Here is a 15,831-nt window from a genome sequence, read left to right as displayed (position 1 = left end):
AACCCGCTGTTAGGAAAGTTCCCGTTCGATGACGGCCCGCAGTTCCGCGATCTCCTCGCTGTCGTAGCTGAGCCGTTCGCCCGCGACCGTCAGGCCGAGCGCTCCCGAGCCGTCGGTCGCGCCGACGGCGGTGACCGGTGCCACGCCGTCGAACGCCTCCCGAACGGCCGCCGGGTCCGTAGTCTCCACGACGACCCGGCCGGGCTGTTCGTGAAAGAGCAGTTCGGCGGGGTCGGCGTCGCCGTCGAGTTCGACGGTCGCGCCCGCCTCGGCCGTGACCATCTCCGCGAGCGTGACCGCGAGGCCGCCGTGACTCGTGTCGTGGACAGCGAGCGTGGCCTCGTGGTCCGCCACTTCGGCGAGCGTCTCGACGAACGCCGGCGCGTCCTCGGGCAGTTCGGGGAATCGATCGCTCCCGCCCTGCTGTGCGAGGTATTCGGAGCCGCCGAGTCGCGCCTCCGTGTCGCCCGAGAGCGGCAGGTCGCCGACGACGAGCAGGTCGCCCTCGCCCGAGAACGCGGCCGGCGGCGCAGCGTACCCCTCCTTGGTCCCGACCAGCGCGAGCGTCGGCGTCGGCGGAATGGGGCCGGCCGCCGAGTCGTTGTACAGCGAGACGTTCCCGCCGACGACGGGCACGTCGAGTTCGCTGCACATGTCCGCCAGCCCGTCGACGATGTTCTTGAAGCCGCCGTACACGTCCGGTTTCTCCGGGTTGCCGCCGTTCAGGCAGTCGACCGCCGCGAGCGGCGTCGCGCCCTTCGCCGCGACGTTCGTGGCGTTCTCCAGCGCGACCGCGCGGGCACCCTCGTACGGTGCGGCCGTCGTCCAGTTGGGGTCGGCACCCGAGGAGAACGCGAGGCCGACGCCCGTCTCGCGGCTGTCGCCGCTCAACCCATCGGCGGAACTCCGTTCCGCCCGCTCTCGGATCGCGAGCACCGCGGCGTCGTCGCCCGGCGGCGTCGCCGTCCGGACCTGTACCTCGTGGTCGTACTGCCGGTAGACCCAGCGCTTCGAGGCCGTGTTCGGACTCCCGACGACCGCCTCGAAGGCCTCGGTGAGGTCCGCGTCGGGCAGGTCCCGTTCCGGCTGGGTCGGCTCCTCGGCGGGCAGGTCGTTCATCGGCGCGCCGTCCCCCAGGAACTCCGCGGGGGCGTCGACGACCGTCTCGCCTTCGAACTCACAGACGTAGTTGCCCTCGGTGACCTCGCCGATGACCGAGCAGCCGAGGTCGTAGCGCTCGGCGATCTCGCGGACCGCCTCGACGTTCTCGGGTTTCACTTCGTAGGCCATCCGCTCCTGGGACTCGGCGAGCAGGATTTCCAGCGCGTTCATGTTCGGCTCGCGCTGGTGGACCCGTTCGAGTTCGATGTGGGCGCCCAGCCCGCCCTTGGCGACGAGTTCGCTGGTCGCACCGCCCAGCCCCGCCGCGCCGAGGTCGCGGGCGGACTCGATGACTCCCGCCTCGATGAGGTCCTCGCTGGCCTCGATGAGCAGTTTCTCCGTGTAGGGGTCGCCGACCTGGACCGCCGGCCGGTCCTCCGTCTCGGCGTCCTCCGCGAGGTCCTCGCTGGCGAAGGATGCGCCGCCGAGACCGTCGCGGCCGGTGGCGTTCCCGACCAGTACGAGCTCGTTCCCCGCCGATTGGGCCTCGGCGGTTACCATGCGGTCGGGATCGTCGATCAACCCGACGCAGGCCACGTTCACCAGGGGGTTGCCCTCGTAGTCGTCGTGGAAGGCGACGCTGCCCGTGACGGTGGGGACGCCGATGCAGTTCCCGTAGTGGGAGATACCCTCGACGACTCCCTCGAAGAGGTAGCGGGAGTGTTCGCGGTCGAAGCCGCCGAAGTAGAGGGAGTCCGCGAGCGCGATGGGGTAGGCACCCATCGAGAGCGTGTCGCGGACGATGCCGCCGACGCCGGTCGCCGCGCCGTCGAACGGGTCGACGTAGGAAGGGTGGTTGTGGCTCTCGATACCCATCGTGATGTAGGTCTCGCTGTTCTCACCCTCGGTGTCGGGGAGGGCGACGACCGCGGCGTCGTCGCCGGGCCCGACGACGACCCGGTCGCCCTCGCTGTCGAACGCCGAGAGCAACGGCCGCGAGGAGCGGTACGCGCAGTGTTCGCTCCAGAGGTTCTCGAAGAGCGCGGTCTCGGCCGGGGTCGGCTCGCGGCCGAGTTCCGCGGTCACGAGGTCGTGGTCCCCATCGGACAGACTCATTGCCGGGGCCTTACCCCAGACCGGCTAAATCGCTTTCCATACGCGGGCGGGCGCGGGACGAACCCCGTGACGGACGGGACCGCGCGAGGGACGGGCCCGCCCCGCCGGCCTCGCTCACTCACCGTCGGTCGCGTTCAGCATATCCGTCTCGAACGTCGAGTTTTGCCCCAGCGCGTCCAGCGGTCGCCGCTCGGAACCGAGCCGGCTTTCGGCCGTCGCGATGACGGTCACGTTCAGCCGCGACCGCTCGCCGTTCCGGACGTGCGTCGGCCACCACTCGTCCATCTTCCCGTTGTCCAGTTCCATCGCTATCGGGAGCGTTCGCGTCTCCCCACCGGGAATCCGGTGGCTGTTCGGTGCCTTCCTGTCGGCGAGCACCACCTCGTTCAGCGTCACCCGATACCGGATATCCGTGATCGTCATCCGGGCCGGGAGTTCGTTCGAGACCGTCGTCCGCACGTCGAGCGGCGCCGTCTCCGGCGTCGCCTCGCCCCACGAGGACTGCACGCGCTCGACGGTCAGCGCCTCCCGGCCGTCGACCGTGATCGTCTCGTCGCGCTCGCCGTTCATGTCCGCCAGCACGTCGGTCTCGGTCGTCCCCCGCCGCTCGGCGAGGTCGGTGTCGAACTTCGTGATGCCCACGTCCGCGGTCGCGGTCGGGACCGTCGCCACTACCGACTCCTCACCGCGGTTGAGGTGTCTGGCCCACCACTCCGGCGTCTCGCCGTTGTCCATCGGCGACGTGAACGAGAGTTGCGTCTCGCCGGCGGTGACCGTCCCGACGGTCGTCGACCCCGTCGCGACCCGGACGCCGTTGACCGCCGTCCGCTGTTCGATGTCCAGCGTCAGCAGGTCGTTGATCTCCTGTTCGGGTGCCGACAGCGTCGCCGTCGTCTCGATGTCCGTCCGCTCGTCGGTCACTGCGCCCCACTCCTGGCTCGTCCCCGTGACCTCAGGGTCCGCGAAGTCGGTGCCGTTCGTCGGCGTCTCCATCGGCTCGACGCTCGTCGCGCCGTCACCGAGCATGTCCGTCTCAAGCGTCAGCGACTTCTCGAACAGCCGCATCGGAACGCGCTTCCGCTCGCCGTCGTCGTCGACCAGCCCGTACATCTCGACGCGGAGTTCGCTCCGCTCGTCGTCCCGGACGTGTTCCGGCCACCAGTCGGCCATCTTCGCCGTCTCCAGGTCGACGGTCACGTTCAGTTCGCCCGTCTCGCCGGGTTCCACGTCGATGCCGGACTCGCGGCGTTCCTGCCCCAGTCGGACGCCGTTCATCGTCACCACGTACTCGACGCCGTCGAGGGTCACGTCGTAGTCGTGTGTGTTCTCGACCGTCGAGGAGAACCGGATCGGCGAGGCCTCGGCGTCGGCCTCGCCCCACGTCGCCGTCTCGTCGCTGATGCGCATGACCGACTCGTTTCTGATCGTCACCGTTCGCGGCTCCTCGTTCGTGAACCCGGCGAGGATATCCGTCTCGATGGTCGTCCGATCGGCGGGCACTGCCCGCGAGAAGCCGGGGCCCGAAACCGTCCCCGTCAACGCGAGTTCGGACTGCTCGCCGTTGTTGACGTGGGTCACCCACCAGTCGGCGATGCGGGCGTTCTCCATCTCCGTCGTGAGGGCAAGTTCGTTCGTCCCGGTCCCGAAGCCGACGCCCTGCTCGGCCCCCTGTGCGAGCGTTACGTCGTTGAGCCTGGCCGTGTAGTCGACGGTCAACAGGCCGGGAATCCCGACGGGGTTCGGGTTCGTCACCGTGACCGACGTCTCGATACCCGTCGTCTGCCCCTCGACCGCGCCCCACTGACTCTGTGTCGACTCGACCGTCGGCGCCGCGAGTACGCCCGTCGTCGCGAGGGCCGCTACGAGCACGACCGCGAGAACGAGCACGACGGCGAGCCCCGCACCGCCGAGTTTGAGCGCACGCCTCCGGGATACCATACACCCACTCGGCAATCAGCGGGGATGAGTCTTATTGCCAAAACGAGCGGGGATATCGAGCGGTGAAAACGAGGCGTTCTCAGTCGTCGGCGGTTGCGTCTTCCTCGCCAGCGTCAGTGGTGGCTTCCGTCCCGCCGTCAGTCATCGGTTCCTCCTCTTCCTCGCCGCCGTCCGGGATGGCGGTGGCGAGGCGCTGTTCGTGCCACTGGAACTCGCGGCCGTAGAGAGTCGGCGCCTCTTCCTTGAGGTTCCACGGGTCCTCCTCGTCGACCGTCGCGCCCTCCATCCAGGACTGAACGAGGTTCCAGACGAAGATGAGCTGGCCGACGAAGAGGATGATCGCGCCGGCGCTCGCGAGCGCGTGGAAGTTCGTGACCTGGGCCAGCGGCGCGAGTGCGCCGTCGAAGGCGTAGGTCGCATACCGGCGGGGCATCCCCAGGTAGCCCAGCGCGAGCATGGCGAAGAAGGTGAGGTTGGTGCCGATCATCGACAGCCAGAAATGCCACTTCGCCAGCGTCCGCTGGTACATCCGACCGGTGAAGATCGGGAACCAGTAGTAGATGCCGGCGAACACCGCGAAGCCGATGGCACCCATCACGATGTAGTGGAAGTGGCCGACCACGTAGTAGGTGTCGTGGAGGATCTGGTTGACCGGCACCGCCGCGAGGAACACGCCGGTGACGCCACCGAGGATGAAGTTCGAGATGAACCCGATGCAGAACAGCATCGGCGCTGTCGTCCGAATCTTGCCGTTCCACATCGTCGTGATCCAGTTGAACGTCTTGACGGCGGACGGTATCGCGATCGCTAACGATACCGCCATGAAACTCGCCTGTAGCCGGGGGTCCATCCCGGTGGTGAACATGTGGTGTGCCCAGACGCCGAACGACAGGACGCCGATTGCGAGCGTCGAGTAGACGACGAACTTGAACCCGAACAGCTTCCGGCCGCTGAAGCGCGGCAGGATGTAACTGACGAGTCCCATCGGCGGGAGCACGAGGATGTACACTTCGGGGTGACCGAAGAACCAGAACAGGTGTTGCCACAGTATCGGACTGCCACCTTCGACCGCGAAGAACGTCGTGGCGAAGTTCCGGTCCAGCAGCAGCATGATGAGCGCGCTGCCCAAAAGCGGGAAGGCGAAGAGGATCAGCGCCGACTGGGTGAGGATCGTCCACGAGAAGATGTCGAGGTTGGCCCAGTTGACGTCCTCACCGCGTTCGGTGAAGATGGTCGCGATGAAGTTGATCGCCCCCATCGTCGCCGAGACGCCGGTCAGGTGCAGCCCGAGCAGCATCAGGTCCACGCCGGGGTTGGCCTGTTCGGCCGACAGCGGCGTGTACATCGTCCAGGCCGTCTGGGCGGGTTCGACCGCGTTCCCGGTGAGGGGTGCGGTGAAGAAACCGGCCCAGATGAGGATGGCGCCCGGCGGGAGCAACCAGAACGCGATGGCGTTGATCCGCGGGAACGCCATGTCGTCGGCCCCGATGAGGAGCGGGACGAAGTAGTTCGCGAACGCCGCGATGATCGGCGTCCCGAACAGGAACAGCATCGTGATCCCGTGACTGGTCAGGATCGAATTGTAGAAGCTGTTCCCGATGATCGCGCCCTCCGGCGCGAGCAGTTGAATCCGGATGAGCATCGCCATGATTCCCCCGACCGCGAGGGCGATGATAGCGTACGTGCCGTACAGGAACCCGATGTCCTTGTGGTCGACCGTCGTGAGCCAGCGAACGATGCCGGCCGGCTTCTCGTCGTGTCCGTAGGACGTCTCCTCGCCGAGCGCGCCGCCGCCGGCGAGTGGCGTGTACGAACGCCAGTCCTCGACCCGAGAGAGCGCGACCGCGACGGCGACGAGGAAGACCCCCATCAGCACCGTCAGCGCAAGCTGTTCTCCTGCCATATTCGCCTCTCAGGACTGGTCCCTAAAGAAAGGTTCCATTCGATTCGCGTCACAGCCGTCGATGCGCCGCACAAACCGCTAGGCTGCACGCTGGTCGGTTCGCGCCCACCGTGGGAACGCTCGGCCTCAGGTCGTCGGTTCCTCGTCGCCCGAGCCCTCGCCCTCGGCGGCGACGGGTGCCGCTGACTCGCCGGGTTCGACCTCCATCTCCCCTTCGGCCTCCTGGATCGCCTTCCCCGCGTAGTAGGTGAGGACGACGAGCAGCACGAAGGTGACGATGACGATGGCGAACTGGAGCCCGGAGATGAGGTTGTCCCAGCCGAACGGGTTGGCGACGGCGAAAGCGACGATGAAAAAGACCAGAATACCGAGCGGTATCACGTTGACCGTGAGGTCGAGCATCGTTTCGCGGTCGAATCCGAGTACCATACACGACCGTTTCCAGTGCCCGGTAAATAGAGTGTCGAAATCTCGCGACCGGACGGTGCCGTTCACCGCGTGGTCCGGCCCGAGAGCCTCAGGCCTCGACGTTGCCTTCGAGGACGCGCCCGGTCCCGCCGGCGGCGAGCAGGATGACGCCGGAGACGCCGATAGCCAGCGCCCGCGGGACGACGGCGCCGTAGCCCGCGGGTTCGGCGATCACGTCGAGGACGGCGATGGTACCGGGGTCGACCTGTGAGACGAACAGGCCGCCGCCGATGGCGACGAGGACGACACCGAACGCGAGCAGCGACCCCCACAGCTGGGCGACGTAGCCCGACTCTTTGAGGATGCCGGCGACGCTCCCGCCGAACAGGAGAAGGCCGCCGACCGCGACGGAGAAGATGCCCACGACGATGCCGACTTCGGAGATCGCTAGCCCGAGCGCGACGAACACGGGCCAGGGGCTGGCCATGCGGTACTGATCGCTCAATCCCGGGTCTTCTTCCATACACCGACCTTGCGGTTCGGCGGTGAAATGTACACCGGAATGCAGCCGAGACCGGTTCCCGGCCGCCAGCGGGCCGGACGCCGACGCCAGCACCGTCACGGGGGTGGGCACCGACGACGAGTCGGAACCAACATATTCACTACACCCCTCACCCAAGCGCATCGTATGAGCGACCGGACCACGGGCGTCTCGCGCCGGGGCTTCCTGCGGACGGCGGCGGGCGGTACCGCAGTGGCCGCGGCGAGCGGGACCGCAGCCGCACAGGACGGGACTACGACCGGCACGCCGACCGGGACCGCGAGCGGGGAGACCCGCCCGGACTTCGGCGGCTACCTCGAAGACGTCAGCAACTTCGAGGGCGAGGTCGTCGACGAGCGCGGACAGGACGAAATCACTATCGAGGTCGGCGCGCAGGGCAACAACGGCGCGTTCGCCTTCGCGCCGGCCGCGGTCCACATCGACAGCGGGACGACGGTGGTCTTCGAGTGGACTGGCGAGGGTGGCGGCCACAACGTCGTCAACGAGGGCGGCGCCTTCGACTCGGGCGACCCCGTCGCCTCGGCCGGCGTCAACTTCGAGTACACCTTCGAGGGAGACGGCGTGTACAACTACTTCTGTACGCCGCACAAGGCGCTCGGGATGAAGGGAGCCATCGTCGTCGGCGACGACTACCCGACGACGACCGGCCCGTTCCCCGGCGTCGGCGGCGGTGGCGGGACGACCACGATGGGCAGCGGCACCGAAAGCGGTGGTGGCGGCGGTGGCGGCGGTGCCGCCGGCCAGCCCGACCTCGGTGGCTATCTCGACGACGTCGAGAACTACGGCGGGTCCGTCACCAGTATGCGTGGACAGGGCGAGGCCACCGTCGAAGTCGGCGTCGACAACGGCGGCCAGCCCTACGGGTTCGGTCCGGCAGCCGTCTGGGTCGACACCGGCACGACGGTCAAGTGGGAGTGGACCGGCGAGGGCGGCGGTCACAACGTCATCGCCGAGGACGAGACCTTCGACTCCGGCTCCGCGGTCGCGTCGGCCGGCGTCAACTTCGAGTACACCTTCGAGGAGTCCGGTGTCTACCAGTACTACTGTGCCCCGCACAAGTCACTGGGGATGAAAGGCGTGATCGTCGTCGGCGACGACGTGCCGACGGTCGCCCCGGCCGGCGGCGGTGGTGGCGGCGGCGGGTCCGTGTTCCCCAACAGCGCAAAGACCATCGGCGTCGCGACCAGTTTCGTCATGGCCGCGACGCTCGGGCTCGCCTACTTCTTCATGCGGTACGGCGGCGACTACGACACGCCTGAGTGACGGCACTCGCCGGGTACCACAGGCAGGGGTTTTCGCCCGCTCAGATCGACTCCGGAGTCGTGTGAACCGCCAGTTCGACCTCGCGGTGCCGTCCCTCGATGTCGGCGACGATCCGCTCGACGATTCGCCGCGCCTCCCGTTCGATGATCGGTTTCGCCTTCTCGATCACCCAGTCGAGCGAGACGAACCGCGGGAGGTCGAGCGTGTTCGAGTCCGCCGAGTGTGGGTCGAACCCGATGTAGAGATGGACGCGACAGGCGTGGTTCTCGCCCGCGGGCGCCTCCTCGGGAATCGGGTCGATCAGCCAGTAGCCGGTGGCGTCGATGTCCTTTGTTAGCTCCCAGTCGATGCGCTCGGGCGGGTCGACGTCGGTGACACGCGAGTGGGCGGTGTAGGCGAGCTTCCACCAGGCGAACGTGATGTAGTACATCGTCCCCGGACTGCCCTCACCCTCGCTACGGACCTCCTTGAGGTGTTTCGAGTACTCCGCGTAGCGGGGGAAGTCGACGAGGAACTCGTAAATCTCCTCGGGGGGCAGATAGACGACGGTGCTGACCTCGACTTCGTCCACACCAACAGGACGGGCGGGACATCCCTAACGGTTCCCCCCACTCAGTTGGGTACCGAACGGACCGTGAGTCGGTCCGGCGCCTCAGGCCGGCTCGAAGACGTGCAGCGGCCACCCGTCCTCGTAGGACAGCGCGGCGTCCGGGTCGATTCCCTCGGCGACGGGATCGCGGACGGCGAGTTCGACCGCCGACCCGATCTCGATATCGGCCGCATCGGCGTCCACGCGGCCGGTCAACCGCGCTCCCGAGTCGAGTTCGACGACGGCCACCGGGAACGGCGCGAGGTCGGCGAACGCCGAGGGCGGGCGATAGACCTCGGTGAAGGTCTCGACGAGACCACGCCGGGGCTGTTCCTCGATGGTCACGGCGCGGCTCCCGCAGCCGTAGCAGGCCGGCCGCGGCGGGAGCAGGTGTTCGCCGCAGTCGGTGCAGACGCCGGCCAGCAGCCGTCCGTCGGTGAGCGCGTCGAAGAAGCCGGGGAGCGTGAACGGGCTGTCGCTGTCGATGTCTCCTGTTGCGAGCGGGCCGGTGGGGTAGTCGTGGTCGGTCATGATTGGGTGGTGAGAACGTGTGCTGCGGTCGCCGCGTCGGCGAGGCCGCCTTCGTTGATCAACAGGGCCGTCTCCGCGCCGTCGACCTGGCGGTCGCCGGCCCGGCCCGTGAGCTGTTCGTGGGCTTCGACGGCCTGCAGGAGGCCGGTCGCGCCGATGGGGTGGCCCCGTGCCTTCAGGCCGCCGCTCGTGTTGATTTGCACGTCGGTCCAGCCGTCGGAGCGTTCACTCGGGTCGCGTACCGTCTCGACGCCGTGTCCCTGGGGCGCGAACCCGGCCGCCTCGGCGAGCAGCGCCTCACAGATCGTGAAGGCGTCGTGGACCTCCGCGATATCCACGTCCGACGGGTCGATCCCCGCTTCGTCGTACGCGTTCGTCACCGCCACGTCCGCCCCCTCGACGTACGTGAGGTCGCGCTCGGCGACGGCGAGGTTGTTCACGGTCACGCTGGACCCGGTGGCGGTCACACGGTCGTCGATCCCGAGTTCGTCGGCGACCTCGTCGTTGGCGACGAGGACCGCGGCCGCGCCGTCGGTGACGGGCGCACAGTCGAACAGTTTCAGCGGCGGGGCGACGTAGTCGGAGTCGAGGACGGTGTCCACGTCGACTTCGCGCTGGAACATCGCCCGCGGGTTCGCCGCGGCGTTACGGTGGTTCTTGACGGCGATGCGAGCGAGGTCGGTCTCGTCGGCGTCGAACTCGTGGCAGTACCGCCGGGCCAGCATCGCGTACAGTGACGGCGCAGTGATACCCGAGCGCTGTTCGAGCGCGCGCTCGAAGGCCGCGGAGAGGGCGTTGGTCGCCCCCTCGGTCCCGCCGGCGGTCATCTTCTCGATACCGCAGGCGAGGACGGCGTCGTGGACGCCCGCGCGCACGTCCCGGACGGCGTTTTTCAGCGCGAGCGCACCGGCGGCCGCGCAGGCCTCGACGCGTTCGGCGGGGACGTTCCGGAGGCCGGCCCACTCGGCGGCCAGTGTCCCGTACATGATCTGGTTCTCGTAGCGTTCGGACTGGTTGCCGACGTAGAGCGCGTCGACGACCGACGCGGGGTCGGGCAGGTCCGCGAACGCCTCCGCGAGCGCCGCGGAAAACAGATCTCGCCCCGGCAGGTCAGTGTCCCCGAGGTCCGAAGCCCCGACGGAGAGGACGTGTGCTGGTTGCATCGTCTCGAGATTCTACTCGGGCTGTGTTAACAGTTGGCGTTAGCAGAGTGACAGCTGCCGACGGCGGTAACGGCGTCCGTTCGCCGGTGACACGGTCCGATACACCTATGTGGAGGTTCCCACATACCACGGCTATGAGCCAGGAGACAGAGGCCGGCCAGTTCGGCGACTACGGCGGTCGCCACGTTCCGGAACCGTTGCAGGAACCGCTCGCACAGCTCGCGGCCGCCTTCGAGGAGGTCGTCCCCTCCGAGGAGTTCCAGGAGGAGTTCCACTACCTCCTCGAACAGTTCGGCGGCCGGCCGACGCCGGTGTACTACGCCGAGACTCTCAGCGAGCGCTGGGACGCGGACATCTACTTCAAACACGAGGACCTGCTCCACGGCGGCGCGCACAAGCTCAACAACACGCTCGGGCAGGGACTGCTCGCGAAGAAGGCCGGCAAGGAGCGCCTCATCGCCGAGACGGGTGCCGGCCAGCACGGCACTGCGACCGCGATGGTCGGCGCGATGCTCGACCTCCCCGTCAAGGTCTACATGGGCGAGAAGGACATCCAGCGCCAGGAGATGAACGTCTTCCGTATGCGTCTGATGGGCGCGGAAGTCGAGCCCGTCACTCGCGGGAACGAGGGACTGGCCGAGGCCGTCGACGCCGCCCTCGAGGACTTCGCCGAGAACATGGAGGACACCCACTACCTCGTCGGGAGCGCCGTGGGCCCCGACCCGTTCCCGCGGATGGTCCGTGAGTTCCAGTCGGTCATCGGCCACGAGGCCCGCGAGCAGATCCAGGAGCAACACGGCGACTTGCCCGACGCCTGCGTGGCCTGCGTCGGCGGCGGCTCCAACGCCATCGGCCTCTTCCACGCGTTCAAGGACGACGACGTGATGTTCTACGGCGCCGAGCCGGGCGGGAAAGGCGAGGGACACCACTCCGCGCCGCTCTCGATGACCAAGACGGAGGACCCCGAAATCTTCCAGGGGATGAAGACGAAGGTCATCGACGAGGACACCGAGAACCACTCCGTCTCGGCCGGACTCGACTACCCAGCGGTCGGCCCGGAACACGCCGCCCTGCAGGAACTCGGCCGCGCGGAGTACCACGCCATCCCCGACGAGGACGCGCTCGCCGCCTTCCGCGAACTGAGCGAGGCCGAGGGGATCATCCCCGCGCTCGAACCGAGCCACGCCATCGCGCTCGCGAAGAAACTCGCCCAGGAGGATCGCCACGACACCCTGCTCGTGAACCTCTGTGGCCGCGGCGACAAGGACATGCAGACCGCCGCCGAACACTTCGACCTCGGGCCGAACTGACGAGGCCAGCGGAGCGAAATCCCTTCGGAGGGGGGCGGTGAACGGACGAGTACGGATGACCGAGACACGCGATGTCGTGATCGTCGGCGGTGGCGTCGCGGGCCTGACAGCGGGCGTGTTCACCGCCCGCCACGGCCTGGAGACGACGGTCCTCGATTCGGGCGAGTCGATCCTCCGGCGGAACGCACACCTGGAGAACGTGCCGGGGTTCCCGGCCGGCGTGAACGCGCGACTGTACCTCGATATGCTCGGCGACCAGGCCGAACGGGCCGGTTGCGAACGGGAACTCGCGGAGGTCACGTCGGTCGCCGCGGACGACGAGGGGTTCGTCGTCGAGACGGCCGCCGGCGCCGACTTCTGGGCCGACTACGTGATCGCGGCGACGAAAAACACCGTCGACTACCTCCGGGGCATCGAGGGCGTCGGATTCGTCGACCGCGGAAAGACCTTCGTCGACTGCAACGAGTACGGCGAGACCGGCGTCGACGGCCTCTACGTCGCGGGACGGCTCGCCGAGAAGGCCTACCAGACCGTCGTCTGTGCCGGCCACGGCGCGGAGGTGGCGACCCGTCTGCTCGACGAGGACGAGCGCCCGTTCTATCACGACTGGACCGTCCCGGAGGACTACTTCACCGGCCGCGGCCGAGACGTCCCGCCGGGCTGTGAGGAGATCGACGCCGCGGAGCGCCGTCGTCGCGAGGCCGAGTCCGTCGAACTCATGCAGGAGTACTTCGCGGAGCCGTACGGGGAGGAACCGGTCCAGCACCCGAGCGTCGCCGGCGACGACTGAGACGGCGGCCGCCGGAGTGTTGAGCCCGGGGTAGTTTCTTTGGGCCGCCGGTCGTATCGCCGGTCGGAGGGGATACTGTGAGCGACCTACGATTATCGAGTCCGGCCTTCGACGACGGCGACCGGATTCCAGAGGCGTACGGCTACACGGAACGCAACGTCAACCCACCACTGACCATCGCGGGGGTCCCGGCCGCGGCCGAGTCGCTGGCGCTGATCGTCGACGACCCCGATGCTCGGGAGCCGGCGGGGAAGGTCTGGGACCACTGGCTGGTCTGGGACGTGCCACCCGACATCGCCGAAATTCCCGAGGACTGGTCGGCCGACGCGGCCGGTACGACCGAGGGACAGAACGACTTCGGTGAACACGGCTACGGCGGGCCGAACCCACCGGACAGGGAACACACCTACCAGTTTCGGCTGTACGCGGTCGACACGACGGTCGGGCTGTCGGCGTCGGCGGACAAAGGCGACCTGCAGGACGCGATGACGGGCCACGTCGTCGCGGACGCGACGCTCGAAGGGACGTACGCGCCGTGAGCCGTCGGTTCGGCCGCAGAAACACGCCCCCCATCCCCCACCAGGGGAGTTGGGCGTGGTAGTCGCTCGCCGTTCAGTACTCTTCGTGGACGAAGTACGCGTCGACCGAGCCCGCGATCTCGGTCAACAGCGTCGCGGAGTCGGTGTACTGCAGGACCTTCTGCATGTCACCGTCGAGCTCGAACTTCCCGGACATCATGCCGTCGACGGCACCGATGTTACCCCGGATGAGCTCGACCCAGTTGTCGTAGGTGCCCGTCAGCATGAACCCCTCGTCGACATCGTCGGTGCTCTCGATGAGGCGGGCGCCCGTACACTCGCCGTCTTCGAGGCCGACGAACGCCTGCCCGACGTAGCCGTCGGCGCCGTCCTCGCTGACGTACTGGTCCATCTCGTCCTGGAGTTCCTCGGGCATCGCGTCGATGTCGAGGCTGTCGACCGGCATATCCGTCATCTTGAAGATGAAGTCGCCGTTGAAGTCGACGCCCCAGCCCGAGGACTTCTCGTTGTACTCGTCGTGACCGTTGATACCGTCGTTGTACTCGTCGAACCACGCCTGACTCGGGAATGCCACTTCTGACATACGTGTGCCCTGTGGCGGCAACCCCACTCAAGCTTTGGCAATTTATGTGAGGTGGGTTTTTAACGGCGGCACGGACCTCAGACCGCGTCGAAGCTCTTGTACCCCCAGTAGAGGCCCAGCAGCGTGATGGGAAAGCCGATGATGTTCAGCGAGACGGCGTTGAGCACAGTCCCGATACCGTACAGCACCGTCCCGCCGTAGACGGCGACGGCCGAGCGCCGCCTGGCGAAGTACCAGACGCCGAGGTAGAGGGCCGCGATTCCGAACATGATCACGTAGAACACGCCGAAAAGGGCCTCCATACCCGTCGGCACGCCGGCCATCGACCGAATCGCCTCGCCGAGCGCGACGAACAACAGCCCGAAGAACGCGGAGAGGATCGCCAGCGTGAGGTTGAACCACGCGAACCGCTTGAGGTACTTGTCGGCCTCCGTCCGGACCACCAACGTGCCCGAGTCGGGCGCCCCACGGCCGCCGTGCTGTGGTTGCTGGGTGTTGCGAGCGTGCCCGCCCTGCCCGCCGCCGTACTGCGGTTGTTGTGCGTTCCGCGCTCCCTGCTGGCCGCCGTGGGCTGTGCCGCCCTGCCCGTGACCCGCCGCCTGCGCCCCCCGAGCGTGGGTTCCCTGCTGGCCGGTCCCCCCCACACCGGTCCCGTCGCCGACCGGCGTGCCGCAACTCTGACAGTACTGATCACCCTCCAGTACCTCCGCACCACAGTTCTGGCAGTGCATTCCTCCCGATACGTCGAGTAGAATACATGATAACCGTTGTGGACTTTTCGAAGGGTGACGTGGGTTTTTGGTCCGGGAGTGCGGAGTCGGGGGTAGATGCTGTCGGGAGTCAACGTCGCGCTCGGCGTCACAGGGTCGATAGCGGCCGTCAAGACCGTCGAACTCGCCCACGAACTGCGCCGCCGCGGGGCCGCAGTCCGCGGCGTCATGACGGAGAGTGCACAGGGAATCGTCCACCCCTGGGCCGTCGAGTTCGCCACGGAGAACCCCGTCGTCACCGAGATTACCGGCCGGGTCGAGCACGTCGAACTCTGTGGCCGCGAGGGGTGGGCAGACGTACTGTTGATCGCACCCGCGACCGCAAACACCGTGGGAAAGATCGCCGGCGCCATCGACGACTCGCCGGTGACGACCTGCGCGACGACCGCCCTCGGCGCAGACGTGCCGGTCGTGATCGCCCCCGCGATGCACGAGCCGATGTACGACCACCCCGGCGTCCTCGACGCCATCGAGCGCGTCGAGTCCTGGGGTGTCGAGTTCGTCGACCCGCGAATCGAGGAGGAGAAGGCCAAGGTCGCCACGGAGGACGCCGTCGCGTCCGCGGTCGCCCGGGCGACGACACCCGACACCCTCGCCGGCGAGCACGTGATCGTCACCAGCGGCGCGACCACGGAGTCGGTCGACCCCGTCCGAACCCTCTCGAACCGTGCTTCGGGCCGGACCGGCCGGGCAGTCGCGCAGGCCTGTCACGTCCGTGGCGCGGAGGTGACGCTCGTCCACGACGCCGCCCGCTACGGCGACGACGACGAGATCACCTACGCCTCCGTCGTCCACGCCGAGAGCGCCGCCGAGATGCTTGCGGGGGTCCAGGCTCACGCCGGCGACGCCGACGCGCTCGTCTCCGCCGCCGCCATCGCCGACTACACCGTCGCTGGCGCCGACGAGAAGATCAAGTCGGGCCAGGGGGACCTGACGCTCTCGCTCGCGCCGACGCCCAAGCTCATCGACACCGTCCGGGAGGAGCACCCCGACCTCACGGTCGTCGGCTTCAAGGTCGAGACGGAGGGCGGCGACGAGACGCTGATCGACCGCGCCCGCGAGGCGCTCCGCCGGGTCGACCTCGCGTTCGTCGTCGCCAACGACGCGAGCGTGATGGGCGAGACGGAGACCCGCGCCCTGCTCGTCCACGAGGACGACGTGGCCGAGTACGAGGGCAAGAAGTACGGTCTAGGGGAGCGTGTCGCCGACGAACTGGCGGCCGACCGCTGAGCAAGGTTCTTCTACCGGGCGGGCGAGTGACTGGC

At 68.0% G+C, this 15,831-nt stretch carries 15 protein-coding genes; 5 read left to right on the top strand and 10 right to left on the bottom strand.

Annotation, left to right across the window (positions count from 1 at the left end; all coding sequences use genetic code 11):
* Positions 1-9: 9 nt before the first annotated feature.
* From purL to MUG96_RS06720, 5 genes are all read right to left on the bottom strand, one after another.
* Complete coding sequence (purL, locus tag MUG96_RS06740; RefSeq protein WP_246987690.1) at positions 10-2,217, bottom strand: phosphoribosylformylglycinamidine synthase subunit PurL; 2,208 nt, start codon at positions 2,215-2,217, stop codon at positions 10-12.
* Between the two features lie 114 nt (positions 2,218-2,331).
* Entirely contained in the window at positions 2,332-4,155 is a 1,824-nt protein-coding gene (locus tag MUG96_RS06735) for an LEA type 2 family protein (protein WP_246987688.1), read from the bottom strand.
* Positions 4,156-4,234: 79 nt separating this feature from the next.
* Positions 4,235-6,058 (bottom strand): cytochrome c oxidase subunit I, encoded by a 1,824-nt coding sequence (gene ctaD / locus MUG96_RS06730; RefSeq protein WP_246987686.1) that lies wholly within the window; start codon positions 6,056-6,058, stop codon positions 4,235-4,237.
* Positions 6,059-6,184: 126 nt separating this feature from the next.
* A complete protein-coding gene (locus MUG96_RS06725) occupies positions 6,185-6,487 on the bottom strand; it encodes a DUF6684 family protein (protein ID WP_246987684.1) in 303 nt (100 codons plus the stop codon).
* Positions 6,488-6,575: 88 nt separating this feature from the next.
* Complete coding sequence (locus MUG96_RS06720; protein ID WP_246987683.1) at positions 6,576-6,989, bottom strand: DUF7541 family protein; 414 nt, start codon at positions 6,987-6,989, stop codon at positions 6,576-6,578.
* Between the two features lie 165 nt (positions 6,990-7,154).
* Between MUG96_RS06720 and MUG96_RS06715 the strand changes: the two genes are divergently transcribed.
* Positions 7,155-8,291, top strand: coding sequence for a halocyanin domain-containing protein (locus tag MUG96_RS06715; RefSeq protein ID WP_246987682.1), 1,137 nt, complete (start codon positions 7,155-7,157; stop codon positions 8,289-8,291).
* A 40-nt stretch (positions 8,292-8,331) separates the two neighbouring features.
* Here the strand turns inward: MUG96_RS06715 and MUG96_RS06710 are convergent, their stop codons facing one another.
* The 3 genes from MUG96_RS06710 to MUG96_RS06700 all read right to left on the bottom strand — a co-directional run bounded on the left by MUG96_RS06710 (position 8,332) and on the right by MUG96_RS06700 (position 10,574).
* Positions 8,332-8,862, bottom strand: a complete 531-nt coding sequence (locus MUG96_RS06710) for a type II toxin-antitoxin system RatA family toxin (RefSeq protein ID WP_246987681.1) — start codon at positions 8,860-8,862, stop codon at positions 8,332-8,334.
* Positions 8,863-8,943: 81 nt separating this feature from the next.
* Positions 8,944-9,411, bottom strand: a complete 468-nt coding sequence (locus MUG96_RS06705; RefSeq protein WP_246987680.1) for a Zn-ribbon domain-containing OB-fold protein — start codon at positions 9,409-9,411, stop codon at positions 8,944-8,946.
* On the bottom strand, positions 9,408-10,574 hold the full coding sequence (locus tag MUG96_RS06700; RefSeq protein ID WP_246987679.1) for a thiolase C-terminal domain-containing protein: 1,167 nt from the start codon (positions 10,572-10,574) through the stop codon (positions 9,408-9,410). The genes MUG96_RS06705 and MUG96_RS06700 overlap by 4 nt, the downstream gene beginning before the upstream one ends.
* Positions 10,575-10,708: 134 nt before the next feature.
* On the opposite strand from MUG96_RS06700, the gene trpB reads away from it, so the two are divergent.
* From trpB to MUG96_RS06685, 3 genes are all read left to right on the top strand, one after another.
* Positions 10,709-11,884 (top strand): tryptophan synthase subunit beta, encoded by a 1,176-nt coding sequence (gene trpB, locus MUG96_RS06695; protein ID WP_246987678.1) that lies wholly within the window; start codon positions 10,709-10,711, stop codon positions 11,882-11,884.
* A 55-nt stretch (positions 11,885-11,939) separates the two neighbouring features.
* The gene (locus MUG96_RS06690) at positions 11,940-12,674 is read left to right on the top strand and encodes an FAD-dependent oxidoreductase (protein ID WP_246987676.1); all 735 of its coding nucleotides are present in this window, start codon (positions 11,940-11,942) and stop codon (positions 12,672-12,674) included.
* Between the two features lie 77 nt (positions 12,675-12,751).
* On the top strand, positions 12,752-13,213 hold the full coding sequence (locus MUG96_RS06685) for a YbhB/YbcL family Raf kinase inhibitor-like protein (protein WP_246987674.1): 462 nt from the start codon (positions 12,752-12,754) through the stop codon (positions 13,211-13,213).
* Between the two features lie 73 nt (positions 13,214-13,286).
* Here MUG96_RS06685 and MUG96_RS06680 read toward each other — a convergent pair whose 3' ends face one another.
* Both MUG96_RS06680 and MUG96_RS06675 read right to left on the bottom strand, forming a co-directional pair.
* Positions 13,287-13,796, bottom strand: a complete 510-nt coding sequence (locus tag MUG96_RS06680; protein WP_246987672.1) for an SCP2 sterol-binding domain-containing protein — start codon at positions 13,794-13,796, stop codon at positions 13,287-13,289.
* Between the two features lie 77 nt (positions 13,797-13,873).
* Complete coding sequence (locus MUG96_RS06675; RefSeq protein WP_246987670.1) at positions 13,874-14,527, bottom strand: zinc ribbon domain-containing protein; 654 nt, start codon at positions 14,525-14,527, stop codon at positions 13,874-13,876.
* Positions 14,528-14,623: 96 nt separating this feature from the next.
* On the opposite strand from MUG96_RS06675, the gene coaBC reads away from it, so the two are divergent.
* Positions 14,624-15,796, top strand: coding sequence for a bifunctional phosphopantothenoylcysteine decarboxylase/phosphopantothenate--cysteine ligase CoaBC (coaBC, locus tag MUG96_RS06670; protein WP_246987668.1), 1,173 nt, complete (start codon positions 14,624-14,626; stop codon positions 15,794-15,796).
* Positions 15,797-15,831: the final 35 nt, after the last annotated feature.

The sequence above is a fragment of the Halorientalis marina genome (genome assembly GCF_023028345.1).
In the GTDB taxonomy this organism is placed as follows: Archaea; Halobacteriota; Halobacteria; order Halobacteriales; family Haloarculaceae; genus Halorientalis; species Halorientalis marina.
Note: the sequence above shows the minus strand (reverse complement) of the source record. Positions and strands in the feature narration are given on the sequence as shown.

Bases quoted from the DNA above. Each gene is read 5' to 3' on its own strand.
- purL (WP_246987690.1), bottom strand. From the start codon at position 2,217: ATGAGTCTGTCCGATGGGGACCACGACCTCGTGACCGCGGAACTCGGC.
- MUG96_RS06735 (WP_246987688.1), bottom strand. From the start codon at position 4,155: ATGGTATCCCGGAGGCGTGCGCTCAAACTCGGCGGTGCGGGGCTCGCC.
- ctaD (WP_246987686.1), bottom strand. From the start codon at position 6,058: ATGGCAGGAGAACAGCTTGCGCTGACGGTGCTGATGGGGGTCTTCCTC.
- MUG96_RS06725 (WP_246987684.1), bottom strand. From the start codon at position 6,487: ATGGTACTCGGATTCGACCGCGAAACGATGCTCGACCTCACGGTCAAC.
- MUG96_RS06720 (WP_246987683.1), bottom strand. From the start codon at position 6,989: ATGGAAGAAGACCCGGGATTGAGCGATCAGTACCGCATGGCCAGCCCC.
- MUG96_RS06715 (WP_246987682.1), top strand. From the start codon at position 7,155: ATGAGCGACCGGACCACGGGCGTCTCGCGCCGGGGCTTCCTGCGGACG.
- MUG96_RS06705 (WP_246987680.1), bottom strand. From the start codon at position 9,411: ATGACCGACCACGACTACCCCACCGGCCCGCTCGCAACAGGAGACATC.
- MUG96_RS06700 (WP_246987679.1), bottom strand. From the start codon at position 10,574: ATGCAACCAGCACACGTCCTCTCCGTCGGGGCTTCGGACCTCGGGGAC.
- trpB (WP_246987678.1), top strand. From the start codon at position 10,709: ATGAGCCAGGAGACAGAGGCCGGCCAGTTCGGCGACTACGGCGGTCGC.
- MUG96_RS06690 (WP_246987676.1), top strand. From the start codon at position 11,940: ATGACCGAGACACGCGATGTCGTGATCGTCGGCGGTGGCGTCGCGGGC.
- MUG96_RS06680 (WP_246987672.1), bottom strand. From the start codon at position 13,796: ATGTCAGAAGTGGCATTCCCGAGTCAGGCGTGGTTCGACGAGTACAAC.
- MUG96_RS06675 (WP_246987670.1), bottom strand. From the start codon at position 14,527: ATGCACTGCCAGAACTGTGGTGCGGAGGTACTGGAGGGTGATCAGTAC.
- coaBC (WP_246987668.1), top strand. From the start codon at position 14,624: ATGCTGTCGGGAGTCAACGTCGCGCTCGGCGTCACAGGGTCGATAGCG.